This window comes from Burkholderia sp. Bp9142 (genome assembly GCF_003853415.1).
Taxonomy (GTDB): Bacteria; Pseudomonadota; Gammaproteobacteria; order Burkholderiales; family Burkholderiaceae; genus Burkholderia.
Map to the genome: position 1 here is coordinate 110899 of NZ_QTPP01000019.1, position 22520 is coordinate 133418.

The following is a 22520-nucleotide window of genomic DNA, read 5'->3' on the forward strand; positions in this document are numbered from 1 at the left end:
CCTTCATCGATCGAAGTCCAATTTTACTCTATTTAGAGCTAAATTTAGCACCAAATTTGGCTCTCATCGAATTCACCGTCCAGCGCTGAAGCGCATCTCCCGAGTAGCGCTTCCGAATCGGCGATCCGGCGCACCTATTCCGCACCGTCCCCCGCCAGCGGCAAGAATCTCGGCGCCACATGCGCCCGAACGTTGCCGTCCGCGTCGGTACGGTAGATTCCGCGCGCCGCATTGTGCGGATGCTCGACCGCTTCGGCCACGCTCAGCACCGGCGCAAAGCACGCGTCGCTGCCTTCGAGCTGCGCGCGCCAATGCGCGGACGGCTGCTGCGCAAATACCTCGGCGAAACGCGTCTTCAGCGCCGGCCAGCGCGCGCGGTCGTACTGCGACGCCGGCTCGACGTCGGTCAGCCCGAGCCGCTCGACAAGCAGCGCATAGAACGGCGGCTCGAGCGCGCCGATCGTCACACATTCGCCGTCCGCGCAGCGATACACGTCGTAGAACGGCGCGTCGTGGAAGAGGCTCGGCTGCGCGCCGTCGAGTTGGCCGTTCGCGCGCGCCCACAGCGCGAGCGAGCCGAGCATCGACACGATGTCGACGATCGCGCCGTCGACCACACGCCCCGGGCCGCCGCCGCGCACGTCGAACAGCGCGCAGACGATTCCGAACGCGAGCCCGAGCGCGCCGCCGGCATCGCCGACGACGGTCGGCGGCACGCCGGGCCGGCCGTCGCGCGGCGCGGACAGCGACAGCAGCCCCGTCAGCGCGACGTAGTTCAGGTCGTGTCCGGCGGCGGCCGCGAGCGGCCCGTCCTGGCCCCAGCCCGTCATCCGTCCGTACACGAGCTTTGGATTGCGGCGCGCACAAGCGTCGGGCCCGAGGCCGAGACGCTCCATCACGCCCGGTCGCAGCCCCTCGACCAGCGCATCGGCCTGCGCGATCAGCGCGAGCGCCGCATCGCGGCCGTCCGGTGTCTTCAGATCGAGTTCGACGATCGTCTTGCCTTCGCGCAGCAGGTCGCCGTCGCGGCCCTGCAACGCGTCCGGCGCACTCGTGCGGCCGGCCGGACGTGCGATCAGCGTGATGCGCGCGCCCATCCCGGCGAGCATCCAGCCCGCGAGCGGGCCGGGGCCGAGACCTTCGAATTCGACGATGTGGACGCCGGAAAGCGGGGCATCAAGCGACATACGATTCTCCTGTCGACCACCGTTAGCGCTTTAGCGCTTACGGTGGTCCCATGCTTCGCGGTCGATCCGCGTCAGTCCATCATCGCTTACGCGGGTCCGATGCTTCGCGGTCGATCAGCGTCAAACGAAAAATCCCTGCGCAGCGGGTTCGCCTCGCAGGGATCGGTGCTCCATTCACCGCTGAAGGGTCGCACGCGGTAACAGTCGTGCGTCAGAACGCATCCCCCGGCACCCGCACCCAGCCTTCCATCAGCACGCGCGCGCTGCGGCTCATGATCGCCTTCGTGACGGTCCACTCGCCGTTCTCTAGCTGCGCTTCCGCGCCGACGCGCAGCGTGCCCGACGGATGCCCGAAGCGCACTGCATTGCGTTCGCCGCCGCCCGCCGCGAGGTTGACCAGCGTGCCGGGGATCGCCGCGGCCGTGCCGATCGCGACCGCCGCCGTGCCCATCATCGCGTGGTGCAGCTTGCCCATCGACATCGCGCGCACCAGCAGGTCGACGTCGCCCGCGTTCACGCGCTTGCCGCTCGACGCAACGTAATCGGCCGGCTTCGCGACGAACGCGACCTTCGGCGTGTGCTGCCGCGTCGCGATTTCATCGAGCGTGTCGATCAGCCCCATGCGCAGCGCACCGTGCGCGCGGATCGTCTCGAACTTCTCGAGCGCCGTGGCGTCACCGTTGATCGCGTCCTGCAACTCGGTGCCCGTATACCCGATCGCTTCTGCCTCGACGAAGATCGTCGGAATCCCCGCGTTGATCATCGTCGCCTTCAGCGTGCCGATGCCGGGCACGACCAGGTCGTCGACGAGGTTGCCGGTCGGGAACATCGACCCGCCCGCCCCCTCCTCGTCCGCCGCCGGGTCCATGAACTCGAGCTGTACTTCGGCGGCCGGGAACGTGACGCCGTCCAGCTCGAAGTCGCCCGTCTCCTGTACCGCGCCATTCGTGATCGGCACGTGCGCAACGATCGTCTTGCCGATGTTCGCCTGCCAGATCCGCACGGTCGCGATGCCGTCGCGCGGCACGCGCGATGCATCGACGAGGCCGCCGCTGATCGCGAACGGACCGACCGCCGCCGACAGGTTGCCGCAGTTGCCGGTCCAGTCGACGAACGCGCGGTCGATCGCGACCTGGCCGAACAGGTAGTCGACGTCGTGACCGGGCCGCGTGCTCTTCGACACGATCACCGTCTTGCTGGTGGACGACGTCGCGCCGCCCATCCCGTCGATCTGCTTGCCGTACGGATCGGGGCTGCCGATCACGCGCAGCAGCAGCGCGTCGCGCGCGGCGCCCGGCGTCTGCGCGGCATCCGGCAGGTCCTGCAGCCGGAAGAACACGCCCTTGCTGGTGCCGCCGCGAAGGTAGGTCGCCGGAATCCTGATTTGAGGAATGTGAGCCATGTTTGCGTTGTCCCTGTGTGACCCGGTCAAGCCGCCTGCGACGATTCGAGGAAGTCCTGCGCGAAACGCTGCAGCACGCCGCCCGCGTCGTAGATCGACACTTCCTCGGCCGTATCGAGCCGGCACGTCACCGGCACCTCGACACGCTCGCCGTTCCTGCGGTGAATCACGAGCGTGAGATCGGCGCGCGGCATCCGTTGGCCGATCACGTCGAAGGTCTCGGTGCCGTCGATGCCGAGCGTGGTGCGGTTCGTGCCCGGCTTGAACTCGAGCGGCAGCACGCCCATCCCGATCAGGTTCGTGCGGTGGATCCGCTCGAACCCTTCGGCGACGATCGCCTCGACGCCCGCGAGCCGCACGCCCTTCGCGGCCCAGTCGCGCGACGAACCCTGGCCGTAGTCGGCACCGGCGACGACGATCAGCGGCTGCTTGCGATTCATGTACGTCTCGATCGCTTCCCACATCCGCATGACCTTGCCTTCCGGCTCGACGCGCGCGAGCGAGCCCTTCTTCACCGCGCCGTCGACGACCGCCATCTCGTTGATCAGCGTCGGGTTCGCGAAGGTCGCGCGCTGCGCGGTCAGGTGGTCTCCCCGGTGCGTCGCGTACGAGTTGAAGTCTTCTTCCGGCAGGCCCATCTTCGCCAGGTATTCACCGGCCGCGCTGCTCGCGAGAATCGCGTTCGACGGCGACAGGTGGTCGGTCGTGATGTTGTCGCCGAGCACCGCGAGCGGGCGCATGCCCGTCAGCGTGCGTTCGCCGGCAAGCGCCCCCTCCCAGTACGGCGGACGGCGGATGTACGTGCTCTGCGGACGCCAGTCGTACAGCGGCGCCGCGCGCTCGCCCGCATCGGCCGTGCGCGCGAACATCGGTTCGTAGACCTTGCGGAACTGCTCGGGCTTCACGCTCGACGCGACGATCGCGTCGATCTCCTCGTCGGTCGGCCAGATGTCCTTCAGCGTGACGGGCTTGCCGTCCTGGTCGTGGCCGAGCACGTCCTTCTCGATGTCGAAGCGGATCGTGCCGGCGATCGCATACGCGACGACGAGCGGCGGCGACGCGAGGAACGCCTGTTTCGCATACGGGTGGATGCGGCCGTCGAAGTTGCGGTTGCCGGACAGCACGGCGGTCGCGTACAGGTCGCGATCGACGATCTCCTGCTGGATCTTCGGATCGAGCGCGCCCGACATCCCGTTGCAGGTCGTGCACGCGAACGCGACGATGCCGAAGCCGAGCTTTTCCAGTTCCGGCAGCAGGTTCGCTTCTTCCAGATACAGCTCGACCGCCTTCGAGCCCGGCGCGAGCGAGCTCTTCACCCACGGCTTGCGCGCGAGGCCCTTCGCGTTCGCGTTGCGCGCGAGCAGCGCCGCGGCGATCACGTTGCGCGGGTTGCTGGTGTTCGTGCAACTCGTGATCGCGGCGATGATCACCGCGCCGTCGGGCATCTCGCCCGCCTGCTCTTCCCACGGGCCGGCGATCCCGCGTGCGGCGAGATCGGACGTCGGCAGCCGCTTGTGCGGGTTCGACGGGCCGGCCATGTTGCGCACCACGCTCGACAGGTCGAACGTCAGCGTGCGCTCGTATTGCGCATTGTTCAGCGTGTCGGCCCACAGGCCCGCCGCCTTCGCGTAGGTCTCGACCAGCTTCACCTGCTCGTCGCTGCGGCCGGTGAGGCGCAGGTAGTCGGTCGTCTGGCCGTCGATGAAGAACATCGCGGCCGTCGCGCCATATTCGGGCGCCATGTTCGAGATCGTCGCGCGGTCGCCGAGCGTGAGGCTCGCGGCACCTTCGCCACGGAATTCCAGATACGCGCCGACCACCTTTTCCTTGCGCAGGAACTCGGTCAGCGCGAGCACGACGTCGGTCGCGGTGATGCCGGGCTGGCGCTTGCCGGTCAGCTCGACGCCGACGATGTCGGGCAGGCGCATCCACGACGCGCGGCCGAGCATCACGTTCTCCGCCTCCAGGCCGCCCACGCCGATCGCGATCACGCCGAGCGCATCGACGTGCGGCGTGTGGCTGTCGGTGCCGACGCAGGTGTCCGGATACGCGATGCCGTCCTGCGCCTGGATCACCGGCGACATCTTCTCCAGGTTGATCTGGTGCATGATGCCGTTGCCCGGCGGAATCACGTCGACGTTCTCGAACGACTGCTTCGTCCATTCGATGAAGTGGAAGCGATCCTCGTTGCGGCGATCCTCGATCGCGCGGTTCTTCGCGAACGCGTCCGGATCGAAGCCGCCGCACTCGACGGCGAGCGAGTGGTCGACGATCAGCTGGACCGGCACGACCGGGTTCACCTTCGCCGGGTCGCCACCGCGCTCGGCGATCGCGTCGCGCAGGCCCGCGAGGTCGACGAGCGCCGTCTGGCCGAGGATGTCGTGGCACACCACGCGCGCCGGGAACCACGGGAAGTCGCGTTCGCGCTTGCGCTCGACGATCTGCTTCAGCGAATCGGCGAGGATCGCCGGATCGCAGCGGCGCACGAGGTTTTCGGCGAGCACGCGCGACGTGTACGGCAGCGTGTCGTACGCGCCGGGGGCGATCGCTTCGACCGCGGCACGCGCGTCGAAGAAGTCCAGCGACGTGCCGGGCAGGGGTTTGCGGTAGGCGGTATTCATGATGTGGGGCTGAATTCGGGGTATGGCGTCTCGCGCGCGCCGGCCGCCCGCATCACGGGCGCCGGCGCGCGCGGCTGGTGCTTCAGCGCTTCTCGATCGGCACGAACTGCAGGTCTTCCGGACCCGTGTAGTTCGCGCTCGGGCGGATGATCTTGTTGTCGACGCGCTGCTCGATGATGTGCGCGCTCCAGCCGGACGTGCGCGAAATCACGAACAGCGGCGTGAACATCGCGGTCGGCACGCCCATCATGTGGTACGACACGGCGCTGAACCAGTCGAGGTTCGGGAACATCTTCTTCGCATCCCACATCACCGATTCGAGGCGCTCGGCGATGCTGTACAGCTTCAGGTCGCCGGCTTCCTTCGACAGCTTGTGCGCGACGCCCTTGATCACCTTGTTGCGCGGATCGGAGATCGTGTAGACCGGGTGACCGAAGCCGATCACGACTTCCTTGTTCTCGACGCGGCGGCGGATGTCGGCTTCGGCGTCGTCCGGCGAGCTGTAGCGGCTCTGGATTTCATACGCGACCTCGTTCGCGCCGCCGTGCTTCGGCCCACGCAGCGCGCCGATCGCGCCGGTGATCGCCGAGTAGATGTCCGAGCCCGTGCCCGCGATCACGCGGCCGGTGAACGTCGATGCGTTGAACTCGTGCTCCGCGTACAGGATCAGCGACGTGTGCATCGCGTCGACCCACGACTTCGACGGTGTCTTGCCGTGCAGCAGGTGCAGGAAGTGCCCGCCGATCGAGTCGTCGTCGGTTTCCGTCTCGATGCGCTTGCCGTTGTGCGAGAAGTGATACCAGTACAGCAGCATCGAGCCGAGCGACGCCATCAGGCGATCGGCGATGTCGCGCGCGCCCGGCAGGTTGTGGTCGTCCTTCTCCGGAAGCACGGTGCCGAGCACCGACACGCCGGTGCGCATCACGTCCATCGGGTGGGCCGATGCCGGAATCTGCTCGAGCGCGGCCTTCAGCGCGTTCGGCAGGCCGCGCAGCGCGCGCAGCCTGGACTTGTAGGCGGCCAGTTCGGTCAGGTTCGGCAGCGTGCCGTGCACGAGCAGGTGCGCGATTTCCTCGAACTCGCACGATTCGGCGACGTCGAGAATGTCGTAGCCGCGGTAGTGCAGGTCGTTGCCGGTCTTGCCGACCGTGCACAGCGCCGTGTTGCCGGCCGTCACGCCCGACAGCGCCACCGATTTCTTCGGCTTGAATGCGCCGGCGGCGGCCGGTGCTGCTGCGTCTTTCGTCTCGCTCATGTTTCCGTTCTCCAATGGGGATCAATGTCGACCGCGCTTGGCGCTTCAGCACCTGGCGCGGTCCCATGCAAGGCTGTCGACCGGACCTGGCGCTTCAGCACTGCGTCCGATCATGCAAAGCGTCCGGGACACGCGTCCCGGCGGGCGGGCACGTTACTTCTTGCCCTGCGCGAACAGCTCGTCGAGCTTCTGCTCGTACGCGTGATAGCCGAGGAAGTCGTACAGCTCGGCGCGGGTCTGCATGGTCGGCACGGCGGCCTTCTGCGTGCCGTCGCGGCGCAGCGTCTCGTAGAAATTCAGCGCGGCCTTGTTCATCGCGCGATACGCGCCGCAGCAGTACAGCGCGATGTCGACGTTCGCCTCGCGCAGTTCGTCGAGCGTGAACAGCGGCGTCGAGCCGAACTCGGTCAGGTTCGCGAGGATCGGCACCTTCACAGCCGCCTTGAAGCGGCGGTAGTCGTCGAGCGTCTTCATCGCTTCCGGGAAGATCATGTCGGCGCCGGCTTCCACGTAAGCGATCGCGCGCTCGATCGCCGCGTCGATCCCTTCGGCCGCGGCCGCGTCGGTGCGGGCCATGATCACGAACTGGTCGTCGGTGCGCGCATCGACCGCGGCCTTCACGCGATCGACCATTTCCTCGGTCGGCACGACTTCCTTGCCCGGACGGTGGCCGCAGCGCTTCTGGCCGACCTGGTCCTCGAGGTGGACGGCCGCGACGCCGGCCTTGATGAACGAGCGGACCGTGCGCGCGATGTTGAACGCGCCGCCCCAGCCCGTATCGATGTCGACGAGCAGCGGCAGGTCGGTCGCGTTGGTGATCCGGTTCGCGTCGATCAGCACGTCTTCCATCGTGCTGATGCCGAGATCGGGAATCCCGAGCGAATTCGCGGCGACGCCGCCGCCCGACAGGTAGACGGCCTTGAAGCCGACGGCCTGCGCCATCTTGGCTGCGTACGCGGTGATCGCGCCGACCACCTGCAGCGGCTGCTCGGCCGCGACTGCCGCGCGGAATTTCGCGCCGGCGCTCTGAAGATGCGTGTTGCTCATGAACGGCCTCCTGAAGGAATGCCCATTAACAGCAAGGACCGGGCCAGCTCGCGAAATGCCGCTAACCCACTGATTCTTAAGCAACCGGCAGAGGTGATGAATCGTCCGAATATTTCAATTTGGCAATTCCATGTTTCAAAAATGAAATCGCGCGCGCATAATCGGTCGCCATGGACCTCTCCTCGACCAAGCCCGTCGGCCCCGCCGACCGCACGGTGCGCCCGCGTATCTGGGCGATGGGCATCAGCCGCCTGCGCGACCTGTTTCGCGAGATCGCCGGCGAATTCGACGAACGCGCCGACGTGCGCATCGTCACGCGGGCCTACGAAGACGCGCTGAGCGCGATCGCGGAAGCCGGCACCGCGCGGCCCGACGTGATCGTCGCGGCCGGCTCGAACGGCGGCTTCCTGAAAACGCGCGCGCAGGTGCCGGTCGTGGTCGTGTCGCCGACCGGCTTCGACGTGATGCAGGCGCTCGCGCGCGCCCGGCGCGACGCGTCGCGGATCGCGCTCGTCAGCGCCGGCGAGACGCCGCCCGAGGTGCGCCGCTTCGTCGCCGCCTACGGCCTCGACGTGCAGTTTGCGTCATATCAGTCCGCGCAGGAAGCGGAAGCCTGCGTGCACGACCTGCACGACCGCGGCATCGAGACGATCGTCGGCCCCGGCCTCGTCACCGATCTCGCGGCGAGCGCCGGCATGGGCGCGGTATTCCTGTATTCGCATGCGTCGGTGCGCAAGGCGGTCGAGACGGCGCTCGAAGTCGCATACGCGACGCACGCCGAGGCGTTTCGCCGCCAGCGGCTCGACAACCTGTTGCAGCACCTGCGCGACGGCGTGGTCGCGCTCGATGCGCGCGGCCGCGTCGAGGCGATCAACGAGCGGCTCGCGTCGGCGCTCGGGGTCGAACCCGCGGCAGCCGTCGGCCGCGCGCTCGTCGACCTGCGGCCCGAGCTGCGCACGCTGCGCGGCGAGGACGGCGACGCACTCGCGACGGTGCGCGGCGTGCGCTACGTCGTGCATCGCGGGCCGCTCGTCGATCGCGGCGTCACGTCGGGCAGCGTGCTGACGTTCCAGGAATCGCGCGCGGTCGAACGGCTCGACCGCGCGTTGCGTTCGCAGCCGAACACGCAGCAATTCGCGGCGCGCTACGCGCTCGACGATGTCATCGGCGCGTCCGCGCCGATGACGCGCGCGCGCGATCTCGTGCGTCGCTACGCGAAATCCGACGCGACCGTGCTCGTGCTCGGCGAGAGCGGCACCGGCAAGGAAATGATCGCGCAGAGCCTGCACGCGCTGTCCGTGCGGCGCAACTATCCGTTCGTCGCGATCAACTGCGGCGCGTTTCCGGAAGCGCTGCTCGAGAGCGAGCTGTTCGGGTACGAGGAAGGCGCGTTCACCGGCGCACGGCGCGGCGGCAAGACCGGGTTGTTCGAGGCCGCGCACCGCGGCACGCTGTTTCTCGACGAGATCGGCGAAATGCCGCCGTCGCTGCAAAGCCGGCTGCTGCGCGTGCTGCAGGAGCGCGAGGTGATCCGCCTCGGCTCGACGGAGCCGATCCGCATCGACGTGCGCGTGATCGCCGCGACGCACCGGCCGCTGCTCGCGGCCGTCGAAGCCGGCACGTTCCGCGCGGACCTGTATTACCGGCTCAACATCCTGAACGTCGGCCTGCCGCCGCTGCGCGAGCGCGCCGCCGACATTCCGGCGCTCGCGGCCACGCTGCTCGTGCAGGCCGCGCGGCGCGAGCCGCGGCTGGCCGAACGCGTGCGCGAGGTCGGCGATGCGATGCGCGTGCTCGACGCGACGCAGGCGACACTTTCGCGCTACCGATGGCCCGGCAACGTGCGGGAGTTGCAGAACGTGGTCGAGCGGATCGCGGTGGAACTGGCCGAGGAAGTCGACGAGCGCGATCCGGGCGCCGTGTGCGCCGCGCTCGCGCCTGATGCGCTGCAGGCGATCGCGCCGGAGTTGTTCGCGGCGACGCCCGACGCGGCCGATGCCGACGACGCGCAGACGCTGCACGCGCGCCGCCGCCGCGCGGAAGCCGACGAGATCCGCGCGGTGCTCGACGCGTGCGGCGGCGACCGCGATCGCGCGTGCGCGATGCTCGGCATCAGCAAGACGACGCTGTGGCGGAAGCTGTCGGCGAAATAGGTTCGAGCCGCACGGGCGGGATGGGTGGAACGGTTGGGACAGGCGGCCCCGTCAGCCAGCCTTGTGATAGTGGCGGTACGCCTTCGCGCGATTGCCGCACGACGACATCGAGCACCAGCGGCGGCTGCCGTTCTTGCTGTCGTCAATGAACAGCCACTGGCATGCATCGTTCGCGCAACGCTTGACCTTCGCGAGCCGCGCGCTGCCCAGCAGGTCGGTCGCCGACCACAGCACCGGGCTCAACAGCCCCGCGAGCGTCGCGCCCGCCTCACCGATCCGCCACGCATAGCCGCCGGCGATCCGCGCGGGCGCGACACGCGGCGCCGCTTCCGCCAGAAAACCGCCGAGCAGCGCGAGATCGTCGGCTTGCGGCTCGCGCCGCTCGGCCTGCGCATGAAAGAGCCGATAAAGCGCCTCGCGCAATGCGAGCGCGCGCGCCAGCATCGCCGGCTCGTCATTCCCTTGCTGCGCTTGTGCGCGACACGCATCGGCCAGGCCGGCCGGCACGCGCGCCTGCTCGCGGCACCACGTGAACAGGTCGTCCAGCGTGCAGAAGGTTTCCGTCGGTGCGTCGGCGCCGCGCCAGTACCGCGTGTTCGCGAAATCGATGCTCAACGTTTCGGACAGCGCTGGAATCAGGCAGTCCGCCGTGACGGAAGGTTGCGTCTTGTTCATGCCACGATCGTATCTAACCACCATGCCGGTTGACAAGCGCGCAGGCGCTTTCTAACATAACCGGCATGGTGGTTAAAAACAGGTTTGCTGTACTGACGTCCCCTTCAGTTCAAGGAGCCACAGATGATCGATCACCTTTCGTTTGGCGTTGCCCACATCGACCGCAGCCGCGCGTTCTACGACAGCACGCTCGGTGCGCTCGGCTACAAGCGGCTGTACAGCGGCGACGGATCCCTCGGCTACGGCACCACCGAACCGGTGCTGTGGTTGCAGCACGCGGCGCGTCCGGTCGCCGCCGATCCCGAGTCGGGGTTGCACGTGTCGTTCCGCGCAGCGTCGCCGATGGAAGTCGATGCGTTCTACCGCGCCGCGCTGCAGCACGGCGGACAGGACAACGGCGGGCCGGGCAAACGCGCGCACTACGGCCCCGGCTATTACGCTGCGTTCGTCGTCGACCCCGACGGGTATCGGCTCGAAGCCCATTGCGAACTGGACAACGTCGTCTGATCCGCTTCGTCCGGACGCGGATGAACGACAAGGGCCCGATTCCGCATCGCGCGGAATCGGGCCCTTGTCTTTACCGCAGCGGTATTCGGTGCGCGACGGGCGCCGCCCGCGATCATGCGGGGCGATCGGGCGGCAGATCGGACAGCGCGGCGGGCGACGGCGCGTGGCAGCCGGTTGCACCCGCCGCTCGGCCCGCGCGAGCGCTTACTGCGCGTTGCGCGTGTGCTGCAGTTGCTCGCCGAGCCCCTCGATCCCGAGGCGCACCCTCTGGCCGGCCTTCAGGAACACCGGCGACGGCTTGACGCCCATCCCGACGCCCGGCGGCGTGCCGGTCGTGATCACGTCGCCCGGTTGCAGCGTCATGCAGGTCGACAGATAGGCGATCAGTTGCGCGACGGTGAACACCATCGTGCGCGTGTTGCCGTTCTGATAGCGATGGCCGTCGATCTCGAGCCACAGGTCGAGGCGCTGCGGATCGGGCACCTCGTCGCGCGTGACGAGCCACGGGCCGATCGGGCCGAATGTGTCGAAGCCCTTGCCCTTGTCCCACTGGCCGCCGCGCTCGATCTGCCACTCGCGCTCGGACACGTCGTTGACGACGCAGTAGCCGGCGACGCAATCGAGCGCGCGCGCTTCGTCGACGTCCTTGCAGGTCGTGCCGATCACCACGCCCAGCTCGACTTCCCAGTCCGTCTTCACGGAGCCCTTCGGGATGTCGATGCCGTCGTTCGGGCCGCAGATCGAACTCGTCCACTTGCCGAACACCACCGGCTCCTTCGGAACCGGCATGCCGGCCTCGGCTGCGTGATCGGCATAGTTCAGACCGATGCCGATGAACTTGCCGACACGCCCGACGCACGCGCCGATGCGCGGCTCGCCGGAGACGAGCGGCAGCGTGGCCGGGTCGATCGCGCGCAGGCGCGCGAGACCGGCGTCGGACAGCGCGTCGCCGGCAAGATCCGGTACGTGCGCGGACAGGTCGCGAATCCGGCCGTCCGCGTCGAGGATACCGGGCTTTTCCTGGCCCGCCGGGCCATAGCGAAGCAGTTTCATCGTGCTCAACCTCTGTTGTCGAATGTGACAGGATACCGGCCGACGCAGCCGCTTGCGGCCACGCGCCGGACTGAATATCGATCGTCGATGACGCGCGTCGGCGCCATATCCGGCGCGCCGTTCGACGCGCGAGGCTCGCGCGGGCGCAGCGATCGCGGCGTCGCACCGAAGTGCGACGCGCATCGAACGGGCGGCCGCCGGTCTGCGCATCGGCGACGACGGCCCGGTATCCGCAGCATGTACCGGCCTGTGCCGGCCGGCTTCACGCGCGGCCGCACCGTCGCTGGCCCGCCGCTCTTTGTACCATCGGCGGCCCGCCGTGAAATGGCGCGCGACGGATACCGACTATTGGTGCGCCTGCGGGCGTTGCACCGCAGCATCGGGCCCGCCGATCCATTCGGCTTTACGCCAAATGCCGGCCGCCGTGGACACCGAAAGATGAATCGCAAATATTCCTTACGACCCTGTCATCGGGAACCGAACCTGATCCGTTCTTGCTGGGTAACGATCGGTAAAAAGACGCTGCATTGCACACTGAATGTTTGTTGTTAAGCTCGCGTGGATGGCGGTCACATCCGCACGCGGCTTCACGAATCGGCGTGCAGAACCGGTCAGCGTGCGTCGCTCACCGATTGGCCATTCCCGGACTTCCTACCCATGATGCAAACGACCAACAACCCGCTCCCCGGCAGCGACGCACGGGAGTCGATGGGCGCAGCCGACCGCTATCGCGCGCCCGCGCTCGACAAGGGTCTCGACATTCTCGAGCTCCTGTCGGAACAGAAGGAAGGACTCACCCGCACCGAAATCACGAAGGAGCTCGGTCGCAATGCGAGCGAGATCTACCGGATGCTCGAACGTCTCGTCGCACGCCGCTACGTGATGCGTTCGAGCGGCGGCGACCGTTACACGCTCAGCCTGAAACTGTTCGCGCTCGCGCACCGGCATCCACCGATGAACCGGCTGATCGCCGAAGCCTTGCCGCTGATGCAACGCTTTGCCGACGCCGCCGAACAGTCATGCCACTTGGCCGTCTACGATCGCGGCAACCTGCTCGTGATCGCGCAGGTCGACGGCCCCGGCCCGTGGGGCGTATCGGTGCGGCTCGGCTCGCGCGTCGGCCTCGCCGATACGGCGTCGGGGCGCGTGATGCTGTCGTTCCAGGGTGCCGAGCAGCGTGCGCACATGCTGGCCGAACATCGCAAGGTCAAGGGCGAAACGCCGATGAACGAGCAGGAACTCGCGCACGCGTGCCAGTCCATCCGCCAGTCCGGCCACGTGCGTCAGGACAGCCGCCAGGCATACGGCGTCACCGACCTGAGCGCGCCGATCCTCGGTCCGTCCGGCCATGCGATCGCAGTGCTGACCTGTCCGTACATGCGTCGCATCGATGCGCACATGGCGCCGTCAGTCGACGTGGTCGTCGCAGGGCTGCGCGATGCGGCGGGCCAGCTGTCGATGTGCCGCGCCGGGACTTGCTGAACGCGCGACGGGACTGAAGGCGGGCGGCAGTCGGTCGTTCGGGCGCGGCAGGCCTTCGGTCACCCGGCCGGCGAGTCGGGCAGGCACACGGGAGCGTGCGGCGACAACACTGCGGGTTGCAATGCACCGCGGTGTCGCCGACGCTCGCACCGGCGTTGCGCAGACCATCGCCGAACCTGCGAGCGCCGCGCGCCCGGCGCTACGCTAGAATAGCGGCCCTCTCAAAATCTACGATGGCCGGTTGTCGCGGCCGTCGTGTCCGATGGATGTCATGGCCAAACTTCTGAACGATCAAGAATTCCAGCGTTTCTCCGAACTTCAGCAGAAGCAGGCAAGCTTCACGATCACGCCCGAGGAAGCGGACGAGCTGCGCGACATCGTCGCGCGCGCGCAGAAAAAGCGCGACGATCGTGCCGCCGCGATGCTGGCGATCGAGAACTACATCGAGCAGTTCGACATCACGCCCGACGAACTCTTCTCGCCCGAGCAGATCGGCGACGCCGCGCGCACCTACGGCCTCATCACGGCCACCAAGAAGGAACGCACGCTGCCGCCGTCGATCACGTTCAACGGCAAGCCGTACCAATGGACCAAGACGCTTCCGGACGACGTGCGCGGCGCGCTGTTCGACGCATTTACGTCCGGCGAATCGGTGAAGCGCTTCATCGCGATGCCGAAGGACACCGCGCGTTGCGCACTGACGATCGCCCGCCTCGAGCGCGAAACCGGCGGCGTCTATGCGGAAACGCACCTCGAGGAACTCGCGATTTCGCGTGACCAGGTGAACGACGCGGCGTCGAAACTCGCCGCGTAAACGCTGTCGCGGGCACGATTCATGCGTACCCGCACCGGCACGAACGCCGGCAAAAGCCGGCGCCGTGCCTGCCGGAGCATTGCGTCTGCAGGCTCCCGAAAAATCTCACCAAAGCCTCCCGTAAGCGCTCACCCGGGCATCCCGTAAAAGCTCACCCGAAGCTCCCGGAGACGCTCACCTGCCCCTCCCGAACGTCCTCACCGACGCCTCCCGCAGACGCTCACCGCCCTTTCCCGGAAAGGCTCACCGGGGTTTCCCGCAAGGGCTCACCGGTGGCTCCCGGGAAGGCTCACCGAGGGCTCCCGTATCGGCTCACCCAGACGCTCCCGGAAAAGCTCACTCGCGGCTCCCGAAAAACCTTACCCTTGTTCCATTTCCGTTGCCGCGGGTGCGACATGCAGGCGTCAGTGCGCTTGAATATGCCGCCGAAACCGGCGGTACGCGGGGTTCATCGGCGCACGTCACGCGCCTGTCGCGGATGCGGTGACTCGACGCGTTCGCCTTTCCCCGCCGGTCACGGAGCGAGCGTTGTACCGATGCGCGGATTCGGCCGAACAAGCCGAATGATCTGCATTCCAAACTATGACGCGGCCGCGCGACCGCGACTGTACGCCACCGACATCGTGCGTTCCGTATCGGCAGCGCACGATACCGCCGCACGTCCGAGCGCCCCACCATGGCGACTACGGTTGCAACTTCATCCTGAACCCCACCACGCCGGGTTCCTCCGTCGTCGATACCGCGAAACCGCACGACTTCGCCAGCGCAATCATCGCGGTGTTCTCGCGCAGCGCCTCGCCGATCATCCATGCGGTGCCGCGCGATCGCGCGTAGTCGACGATGCGGGTCATCATCAGCCGCCCGAGCCCCTTGCCCTTCTGATCGGGCCGCACGGCAATCGCGAACTCCGCCGTCTCGTTGTCGGGATCGGCGACCGCACGTGCCACCGCGAGCGTGTGCGAGCGGCCCGACACGTCGGTGAACGACACGATGAAGGCCATCTCACGGTCGTAGTCGATCTGCGTCATGCGCGCGACTTGCGAATGATCGAAGCTGCGCACCGCGCCGAAGAATCGCATCCGCAGATCGTCCGGCGTCATTGCGCCAAGCAGTTCGTTGTGTGCCTCTTCGTCTTCCGGACGGATCGGGCGGATCGTCACGGTCTCGCCGCGCCATTCGAGCGTCTGCTCGAGATGACGCGGATACGGCATGATCGCGAGCCGGCTGCGCCCGGCCGCCAGCGTGAGGCGCGGCGCGACGACGTATGCACGGTCGGACAGCACGCGCAGCGTGATCGACATCGCGACGACCTCGCGCACGTCGCAAACGACTTGCGACAGCGCCGTCAGCGCATCGAGCGTGGGTTCGACGGGCGCACGGCGCGCGTATGGCGAACGCTCCATCACCGCGCGGGCGAGCACCGTATTCAGCGGCGGCAGCCCGTACACGACGAACGGTGCCGATACGCCGTCCGCCGACGGCACGGCATAGCGGAACACCGGGCCGAAGTTCGAATCGTCGTACATGTCGACCGTGACGTCGACGACTCTGGCGCCGGCCGCCCCATCAGCCTGCTCGCCGTGCAGGCCGAAGTGAGAGAGCCAGCGCAACGCCGCTTCGCCGGCCAGTTCATGGCTGCCGGCCTCGACCATCCGGCGGGCCTCGGCCTGTGCGGAGGCAACACACTCCGCCGGCTGCGGCGGCGTGCCCTCGGGCGTCTGCATCAGCAACTGCCGCCCGAGGTTGTAGTCGACCAGCCGTGCGTATGCGCGCGCAAGCCGCTGCGGGGTGGTGTACACCGGGATGCCGTTCGCGTGCAGTGCGTCGCGCGTCGCCGCGTCGACCGCGCCGAAGAAGCACGCGAGGATGCCGCGGTAGGCGTACTGTCGCGATTCGATCAATGTACGCGCGACCGCATCGGCCGGCGCGCTGTGGGACGTCGAATGCACGACGAACAGCGTGCCCGTTTGCGGGAACGGCGCGAGCGCCTTGATGGCAGCGCCGAAATGCTCGGGACGCGCATCGTCGCCGAGCGTCAGCGGATTGCCGGGCCCGGCGAGATGCGGCAGCGCGGCTGCTACCGCCGACGTTGCCGCCGCCGGCCAGTCGGCCAGCACATCGCGCACCTCCGCGACCGCATCGACCGCGAGCTTCGCGACGCCTGCGTCGCTCGTCACGAGCGTCGCCGCGCCCCGCGCGGTGACGCGCCCGACGCCGAGCGTCTCGATCTCGTCGAGCAGATCGTCGAGCGCATCGACACGCACCATCCCCGCACGCTGGAACGCCGCCGTGTAAAGCGCGTCGCCGGGATCGGCGCGCCCGGTGCGCAACGCGAGCACCGGCTTGTTGCGCGCCGCCGCACGCGCTGCCGACATGAACTTGCGCGCGGCGCATACGGTGTCGAGCTCGAGCAGGATCGCGCGCGTGCCGGGATCGCTGGCGAGGTAGTCGAGGACATCGCCCGCATCGACGTCGGCCTCGCCGCCCAGCGCGACGACGTGCGAAAAGCCGAGGCCTCGCGCATCGGCCCAGCCCAGTACCGCGTTCGTCAGCGCGTTCGATTGCGACACCCAGGCGACGCCGCCCGATCGCGCCGTATAGGCCGGTGCGCCGAAATGCGCATGCCGCGCGGGCGACAGCACGCCGAGACTGCCGGGCCCGACGATACGCAGCACGAACGGCTTCGCGGCCTTGAGCGTGCGATCGAGCGCGGCGCGATCGGCGTCGGTGCGCGCCTCGCCGACGATCACCGCGACGCGCGTGCCGAGTTCGCCGAGCTTGCGCACGATGCCGGCCCACGTGGCAGGCGGCGTGCAGATCACGGCGACCGACGGCGGCGCGGTAAGCCGGTCGACATCGGCCACGACCGCGTGCCCGTTCAGCTCGCGATACTTCGGATTGACGGGCCACACGGGCCCGTCGAACGCGCCGTCGAGCACGCGCGCCCACACCATCGCACCGATACTGCCCGCGCGCGTCGATGCACCGACGACCGCAACGGACCTGGGCTGGAACAACGCATCGAGATGGCGGACGGTCACATCGGCTCCATACGGTAACGAAAGACGATCCGACCGGCACGCGGGCCAGATGGCCGTGCGCCGGTCGACGCGAACTCCAAGCATAGGCGAACCCGATGCGGCTGCCTATATGCCGGACGGTCGACTGTGCGACGCGCATCAATGCCCGCAACATGGGCCGGTAACCGACGCATTCGCACGACGCAACGGGCGAAGGCGACACGATGCGGTCATCCGGTCGCCGCGTCAAAGGTGAGGATTTACAGGAGCCATGGTGAGCAAGTTCGGGAATTGCACGATGCAGCGCGTGAATGCGCGAGAGGTGATGGCAACCGGCGGTACGTCAGCACCGCGAAGATCGAGCATGCCAATGCGCACGTGCCACGCAATTGCGGGGTTGTTTACCGGAATTCGCGGCGGTAACCGGTCGAATCGCAGCGAATTCGCAAAACGGTATTCGTTAATCGCGTGGCATTGGGGTTCAACGCGCGGTTCCGAATCGCGCCGCGGCTGTCCAAAAACAAAACGGTGCGACGGCCGCATGGCCGTTCGCACCGTCAGTCAGCGCACGAAAGGTGAGGATTTTCGGGAGTCAGTCCTTGATCAGGAAACGCGCGCGGTTCTTGCCGAGCCACGCCGGCGCCCGCCCGCGGCCGCTCCACGTTTCGCCCGTCTTCGGGTTCAGGTACTTCGGCGGCAACGGACGCTTCGGCTTCGCGGCAGCGGCGGTGCCCACCGGACGGAAACCGAGCTCCTCCGCCGTAATGTCGAATTCCTCGATTTTCGCCCGAATGGCGGCAATCGCATCGGCAATCGCCTTTTCGCGTTCCTTGTCGATCTTTTGCTGAAGTCTTTCGAGCTGCGCTGTCAGTTGCCTGTAGGTCGCCATATGGATGGGACTCCGTGAGTGTTATTCATGAAAAATAGCCGACTCCAAGCGAATAGAAAAGCGCTTCACCCGATTATGGTCCCCTTGGCCGGTCATGTCGGGATCAATAACCGCTTTTCTTCTTGCATGCGAAGAGAAGATTTCGCACGGCGTCATCGGTCGATTGCTGGAGGACGTCGAATTCCCCGTTGCAGATGGCTCGGGCGTTGTCCGTGCAATTGCTCCAGTCGCTGCCGGTGCACTGCACCTGCGTAGTCGGGCGCCCGTCAGAAGTGAACAGAGGCGCCCCGCCGCCGCACCCGCCGAGCCCCGCAACCAGGGCCAACAATCCGGCCCGACGCCAATGCGTCCACGGCCACCGACAGACCGACGCAAGCATGTGTTTCATTATTCTTTCCGTCAACCTATTTTTGGATGTCGCGAGTATGCCATGCACTGTCCTCCCGCGTTCAGTCCGGTGTCCGGTCGGGCCGTCCGCGCGTCCTGTACGGCACGGCGCGGTGCGGATCGTCGGTGATGCGAACGAACACCCGCTCGACGTCGGGCAACGCACCGAGTTCGCGCTCCAGCGCCTGCCGATCGAATGCCGGATCGGCACACCCTTCGACATAGATGAAGCGCCGCTGCACTGTGATCCACAGGCTCGTGCGCTGCAGACGATCGGTGCCCGCGAAATGCGCTTTCGCCGCCTCGGCGATCGGCGCGTCATACATATAGGAGTTCGGTTTCGTGCAGCGGTGGGCGAGCCAGCAGGTGGTCCCGCGCTCGACGCGGTAGTGCGCGTCGTCTTCCATTTCGGCGCGCGTCATCCACGGGCCGAGCGGCAGCGGGCATTCGGCGAAGCCCTGCGACAGCGCGACGAACGGATCGTTGTACCAGTTGCGCCGTACCGCGGGCGCGTCCGCGTCACCCGCCTGCGCGAACGAGGATGTCGCCACCAGTACGGCCAGCCATCCGGCGCCGCCGATTCGCTTCATCGTTGCCTCCTGTCGGGCACGTCTCCGGTGCCGTTCCTCATGCCCGGGCGCTTTAGCCGCCGCGTGCTACCGGTCGATCCCCAGCGCCGCCAGTTTCTTGTAGAGCGTCGCCCGACCGATGCCGATGCGCGCGGCCGCCTCCACCACCTTGCCGTCGCAAGCCGCAAGCGCATCGATCAGGAACTGGCGCTCCCACGCAGCCAATGCATCGGTATACGAAACGACCGGCGCACCGGGCGCACCAGGTGTGGGGCCCGCGTCCCGGCCGACCGGCGACGGCGCAACCCGCGTGCCCGCCGGCACGCTGTCGGGCGCCGCACGCACCGGCCCGAGGAATGGCGCGAGCGCACCCGCATCGATCACCGAGCGATCCGACAGCATCAGCGCACGCTCGAGCGTGTTGCGCAGCTCGCGTACGTTGCCCGGCCACGGGTACGCGCACAGCATCCGCAGCGCGTCGTCCGTCAGCTCGCAGTGCGCGGCGCGCCCGTGCTGCGCGGCCAGTTCCTCGAGCGTCGCGTAGACCAGCGCCGCGATGTCGGACGCGCGCTCGCGCAACGGCGGCGCGTGAATCGTCAGCACGTTGAGCCGGTAGTAGAGATCCGCGCGAAAGCGGCCGGCCTCGACGAGCGCGGGCAGGTCGGCCGACGTCGCGGCGATGATCCGCACATCCGCGCGCACGATCCGGTTCGAGCCGACCGGTTCGAACTCCTTGTCCTGCAGCACGCGCAGCAGCTTGCCCTGCAGCGGCAGCGGCATGTCGCCGATCTCGTCGAGAAACAGCGTGCCGCGGTCGGCCAGCTCGAACTTGCCGACGCGTCCCTTGCGGTCGGCACCGGTATACGCACCCGGCGCCGCGCCGAAGAATTCGGTTTCGAGCAGCGTATCGGGAATCGCGGCGACGTTGACGGTCACGAGCGGCTGGAGCGCGCGCGCCGACGCCGCGTGGATCGCATGCGCGAGCAGTTCCTTGCCGGTGCCCGTCTCGCCGAGCAGCAGCACCGGCGAATCGACCTGCGCGGCGCGCCGCGCCTGCCGCTTGGTTTCGAGGCTCGCGGCGCTCGTGCCGACGAAGCTCGCGAACGTGTATTTCGCACGGCGCGCCTGCGCGAGCGAACGCTGCGTTGCGATCAGTTGCTGCTGAAGCTGCGCGTAGCGGGAAAAGATCGGCGTGAGCGTCTTCAACTGATCGAACAGCGCGAAGCCGATCGCGCCGACCGTCTCGCCCGCTTCGTTCTTCAACGGCAGGCGCGTGACGACGAGCGGCTCGCGGCCCGTCTCCATGATGTCGAGGAGGATCGGCTGGCCGGTCGACACGACCTCGCGCATCAGGCTGTTCGGAATCACGGTCTCGCAATCGAGGCCGATCGCCTGCTGCGGATCGGCGAACCCGAAGCGCGCCGCATAACGCTCGTTCATCCACACGACGCGCGCGTCGCGATCGACCACCACCGTGCCCGCACTCGAATCCTCGAAGGTACGAAACAGCGACTCGGCGGCGCGCCGCAGCACGTCGCCGTAATTGACGGGCAGGCGGGCCCAGTCGTTCATCATCGTGTCGTCGTCTCCGCGTATGCTTGGCCGGATGTCTCCGGAACGAGACGAAGTATCTCACTTCAGAGACATGCCGAAACGCCTTGTCCGGGAAAGCCCTGCCCGATTCAGCGGGCTGTCGTCGCGACCGAATCGTCTCCGGATGGAGACGATTTATGTAGAATCTTCAGACATTGGCCGGCGCGGGCCCGCCGGCCTGCGCCGGACCCATGTCCGGCGGTGCAATGCGGCCGATGGCACGAAACCTGCAGGAACCCGAGCCGGTCCGCGGCGCGTTCCGCGATCGAACAACAACCAAAGCCATTCCAAGCAATTAGGAGACTCCCTTGTCTTTCGTGATCGTCCTCGCCGCGCTGGCGTTCCTGATGTTCGCCGCGTATCGCGGCTACAGCGTGATCCTGTTCGCGCCAATCGCCGCGCTCGGCGCCGTCCTGCTGATCGAACCCGCCGCCGTCGCACCGGTTTTCTCCGGCATCTTCATGGAGAAGATGGTCGGCTTCGTCAAACTGTATTTCCCGGTATTCATGCTCGGCGCCGTGTTCGGCAAGGTGATCGAACTGTCCGGGTTCTCCGAGTCGATCGTCCATGCGGCGATCCGCTACATCGGCCGCTCGCGTGCGAATGCGGTGATCGTCGCGGTGTGCGCGCTGCTCACCTATGGCGGCGTGTCGCTGTTCGTCGTGGTGTTCGCGGTGTATCCGTTCGCAGCCGAACTCTACCGCCAGAGCAACATTCCGAAGCGGCTGATGCCCGGCGCGATCGCGCTCGGCGCGTTCTCGTTCACGATGGATTCGCTGCCCGGCACGCCGCAGATCCAGAACATCATCCCGACCACGTTCTTCAAGACGACCGCCTGGGCCGCACCCGCGCTCGGCACGATCGGCTCGCTGTTCATCATCGTGGTCGGCCTCGCGTATCTGGAATGGCGCCGCCGTTCGGCGATGGCGAAGGGCGAAGGCTACGGCACGTCGCTCGTCAACGAGCCGGAGCGCGTCGAAGCGACGGCACTGCCGAATCCGGCGCTCGCGATCCTGCCGCTGCTCCTCGTCGGCGCGTCGAACTTCACGTTCACGAAGCTGGTCCCGCAGTGGTACGGCACCGCGTCGTACACGGTCGCGCCGGACGTGCTGCCCGGCGTGCACACGCCGGTCACGACGTCGATCAAGACCGTCGTCGCGATCTGGTCGGTCGAGGCCGCGCTGCTGCTCGGCATCGTGCTGGTCGTCCTGACCGCGTTCAAGCGCGTCAGCGACCGCTTCGCGGCCGGTTCGAAGGCCGCGGTCGGCGGCGCGCTGCTCGCCGCGATGAATACGGCGTCGGAATACGGTTTCGGCGGCGTGATCGCGGCGCTGCCGGGCTTTCTCGTCGTCAGCGACGCGCTGAAGAGCATTCCGAACCCGCTCGTGAACGCAGCCGTGTCGGTGAGCTCGCTGGCCGGCATCACCGGTTCGGCGTCGGGCGGCATGAGCATCGCGCTCGCCGCGATGTCGGACCTGTTCATCAAGGGCGCGCAGGCAGCCAACATTCCGATGGACGTCCTGCACCGGGTCGTCGCGATGGCCAGCGGCGGCATGGACACGCTGCCGCACAACGGCGCGGTCATCACGCTGCTCGCGGTTACGGGCCTCACGCACCGCGAGTCGTATCGCGACATCTTCGCGGTCACCGTGATCAAGACGCTCGCGGTGTTCTTCGTGATCGCCGTGTACTACACGACGGGCCTCGTGTAAGCCTGCGGCGGGCGCGGCGTTCCGAACGCCGCCCCGCCCCGCCCCCCCCCGGGGGGGCGGGGGGGGGGCCCCGGGGTGGGGGGGGGGGGCTTTTTTGCGCGCGGGGGCGGGGCGACCCGGGTTTTCACCGCGGGCGCGTGGGGGGAAGCAGGGC

General features: G+C 67.7%; 17 protein-coding genes. 5 read left to right on the plus strand and 12 right to left on the minus strand.

Annotated features, from left to right (window positions below; all coding sequences use genetic code 11):
- Positions 1 to 134: 134 nt before the first annotated feature.
- The 5 genes from DIE22_RS21400 to prpB all read right to left on the minus strand — a co-directional run bounded on the left by DIE22_RS21400 (position 135) and on the right by prpB (position 7512).
- Positions 135 to 1187, minus strand: coding sequence for a CaiB/BaiF CoA-transferase family protein (locus DIE22_RS21400; protein WP_124606053.1), 1053 nt, complete (start codon positions 1185 to 1187; stop codon positions 135 to 137).
- A gap of 211 nt (positions 1188 to 1398) precedes the next feature.
- Positions 1399 to 2589, minus strand: coding sequence for a 2-methylaconitate cis-trans isomerase PrpF (gene prpF / locus DIE22_RS21405; RefSeq protein ID WP_124606054.1), 1191 nt, complete (start codon positions 2587 to 2589; stop codon positions 1399 to 1401).
- Positions 2590 to 2615: 26 nt separating this feature from the next.
- A complete protein-coding gene (acnD, locus tag DIE22_RS21410) occupies positions 2616 to 5210 on the minus strand; it encodes a Fe/S-dependent 2-methylisocitrate dehydratase AcnD (RefSeq protein ID WP_124606055.1) in 2595 nt (864 codons plus the stop codon).
- A gap of 82 nt (positions 5211 to 5292) precedes the next feature.
- A complete protein-coding gene (gene prpC, locus DIE22_RS21415) occupies positions 5293 to 6465 on the minus strand; it encodes a 2-methylcitrate synthase (protein WP_124497298.1) in 1173 nt (390 codons plus the stop codon).
- 153 nt (positions 6466 to 6618) lie between these two features.
- Positions 6619 to 7512: a methylisocitrate lyase gene (gene prpB, locus DIE22_RS21420; protein ID WP_057925585.1), complete on the minus strand. Its 894-nt coding sequence runs from the start codon at positions 7510 to 7512 to the stop codon at positions 6619 to 6621.
- Between the two features lie 170 nt (positions 7513 to 7682).
- Between prpB and prpR the strand changes: the two genes are divergently transcribed.
- Positions 7683 to 9665 carry a propionate catabolism operon regulatory protein PrpR gene (prpR, locus tag DIE22_RS21425; protein ID WP_124497299.1) on the plus strand — a complete coding sequence of 661 codons (1983 nt, stop codon included), beginning with the start codon at positions 7683 to 7685 and terminating at the stop codon, positions 9663 to 9665.
- Between the two features lie 51 nt (positions 9666 to 9716).
- Here the strand turns inward: prpR and DIE22_RS21430 are convergent, their stop codons facing one another.
- Positions 9717 to 10364, minus strand: a complete 648-nt coding sequence (locus tag DIE22_RS21430) for a CGNR zinc finger domain-containing protein (protein WP_124497315.1) — start codon at positions 10362 to 10364, stop codon at positions 9717 to 9719.
- 99 nt (positions 10365 to 10463) lie between these two features.
- Between DIE22_RS21430 and DIE22_RS21435 the strand changes: the two genes are divergently transcribed.
- Entirely contained in the window at positions 10464 to 10847 is a 384-nt protein-coding gene (locus tag DIE22_RS21435; protein WP_124497300.1) for a VOC family protein, read from the plus strand.
- A 204-nt stretch (positions 10848 to 11051) separates the two neighbouring features.
- On the opposite strand, the gene DIE22_RS21440 is transcribed toward DIE22_RS21435, so the two are convergent.
- Complete coding sequence (locus DIE22_RS21440) at positions 11052 to 11900, minus strand: ureidoglycolate lyase (protein ID WP_124497301.1); 849 nt, start codon at positions 11898 to 11900, stop codon at positions 11052 to 11054.
- Between the two features lie 657 nt (positions 11901 to 12557).
- Between DIE22_RS21440 and DIE22_RS21450 the strand changes: the two genes are divergently transcribed.
- Both DIE22_RS21450 and DIE22_RS21455 read left to right on the plus strand, forming a co-directional pair.
- A complete protein-coding gene (locus tag DIE22_RS21450) occupies positions 12558 to 13382 on the plus strand; it encodes an IclR family transcriptional regulator (RefSeq protein ID WP_185640663.1) in 825 nt (274 codons plus the stop codon).
- A 262-nt stretch (positions 13383 to 13644) separates the two neighbouring features.
- On the plus strand, positions 13645 to 14196 hold the full coding sequence (locus tag DIE22_RS21455; RefSeq protein ID WP_124497302.1) for a hypothetical protein: 552 nt from the start codon (positions 13645 to 13647) through the stop codon (positions 14194 to 14196).
- 683 nt (positions 14197 to 14879) lie between these two features.
- Here DIE22_RS21455 and DIE22_RS21460 read toward each other — a convergent pair.
- The 5 genes from DIE22_RS21460 to DIE22_RS21480 form a co-directional block, all read right to left on the minus strand.
- Positions 14880 to 17237, minus strand: a complete 2358-nt coding sequence (locus DIE22_RS21460) for a GNAT family N-acetyltransferase (RefSeq protein ID WP_124606056.1) — start codon at positions 17235 to 17237, stop codon at positions 14880 to 14882.
- Positions 17238 to 17808: 571 nt separating this feature from the next.
- Positions 17809 to 18105 (minus strand): H-NS family nucleoid-associated regulatory protein, encoded by a 297-nt coding sequence (locus tag DIE22_RS21465; protein WP_124497304.1) that lies wholly within the window; start codon positions 18103 to 18105, stop codon positions 17809 to 17811.
- A gap of 103 nt (positions 18106 to 18208) precedes the next feature.
- A complete protein-coding gene (locus DIE22_RS38920) occupies positions 18209 to 18493 on the minus strand; it encodes a hypothetical protein (protein WP_260426737.1) in 285 nt (94 codons plus the stop codon).
- Between the two features lie 61 nt (positions 18494 to 18554).
- Positions 18555 to 19082, minus strand: a complete 528-nt coding sequence (locus tag DIE22_RS21475; RefSeq protein WP_124497305.1) for a BON domain-containing protein — start codon at positions 19080 to 19082, stop codon at positions 18555 to 18557.
- A 66-nt stretch (positions 19083 to 19148) separates the two neighbouring features.
- Entirely contained in the window at positions 19149 to 20636 is a 1488-nt protein-coding gene (locus DIE22_RS21480) for a sigma-54-dependent Fis family transcriptional regulator (protein WP_124606057.1), read from the minus strand.
- Positions 20637 to 20962: 326 nt separating this feature from the next.
- Here DIE22_RS21480 and DIE22_RS21485 point away from each other — a divergent pair, with 326 nt between their 5' ends.
- Positions 20963 to 22366, plus strand: coding sequence for a GntP family permease (locus DIE22_RS21485; protein WP_124497307.1), 1404 nt, complete (start codon positions 20963 to 20965; stop codon positions 22364 to 22366).
- The last annotated feature ends 154 nt before the right edge of the window (positions 22367 to 22520 follow it).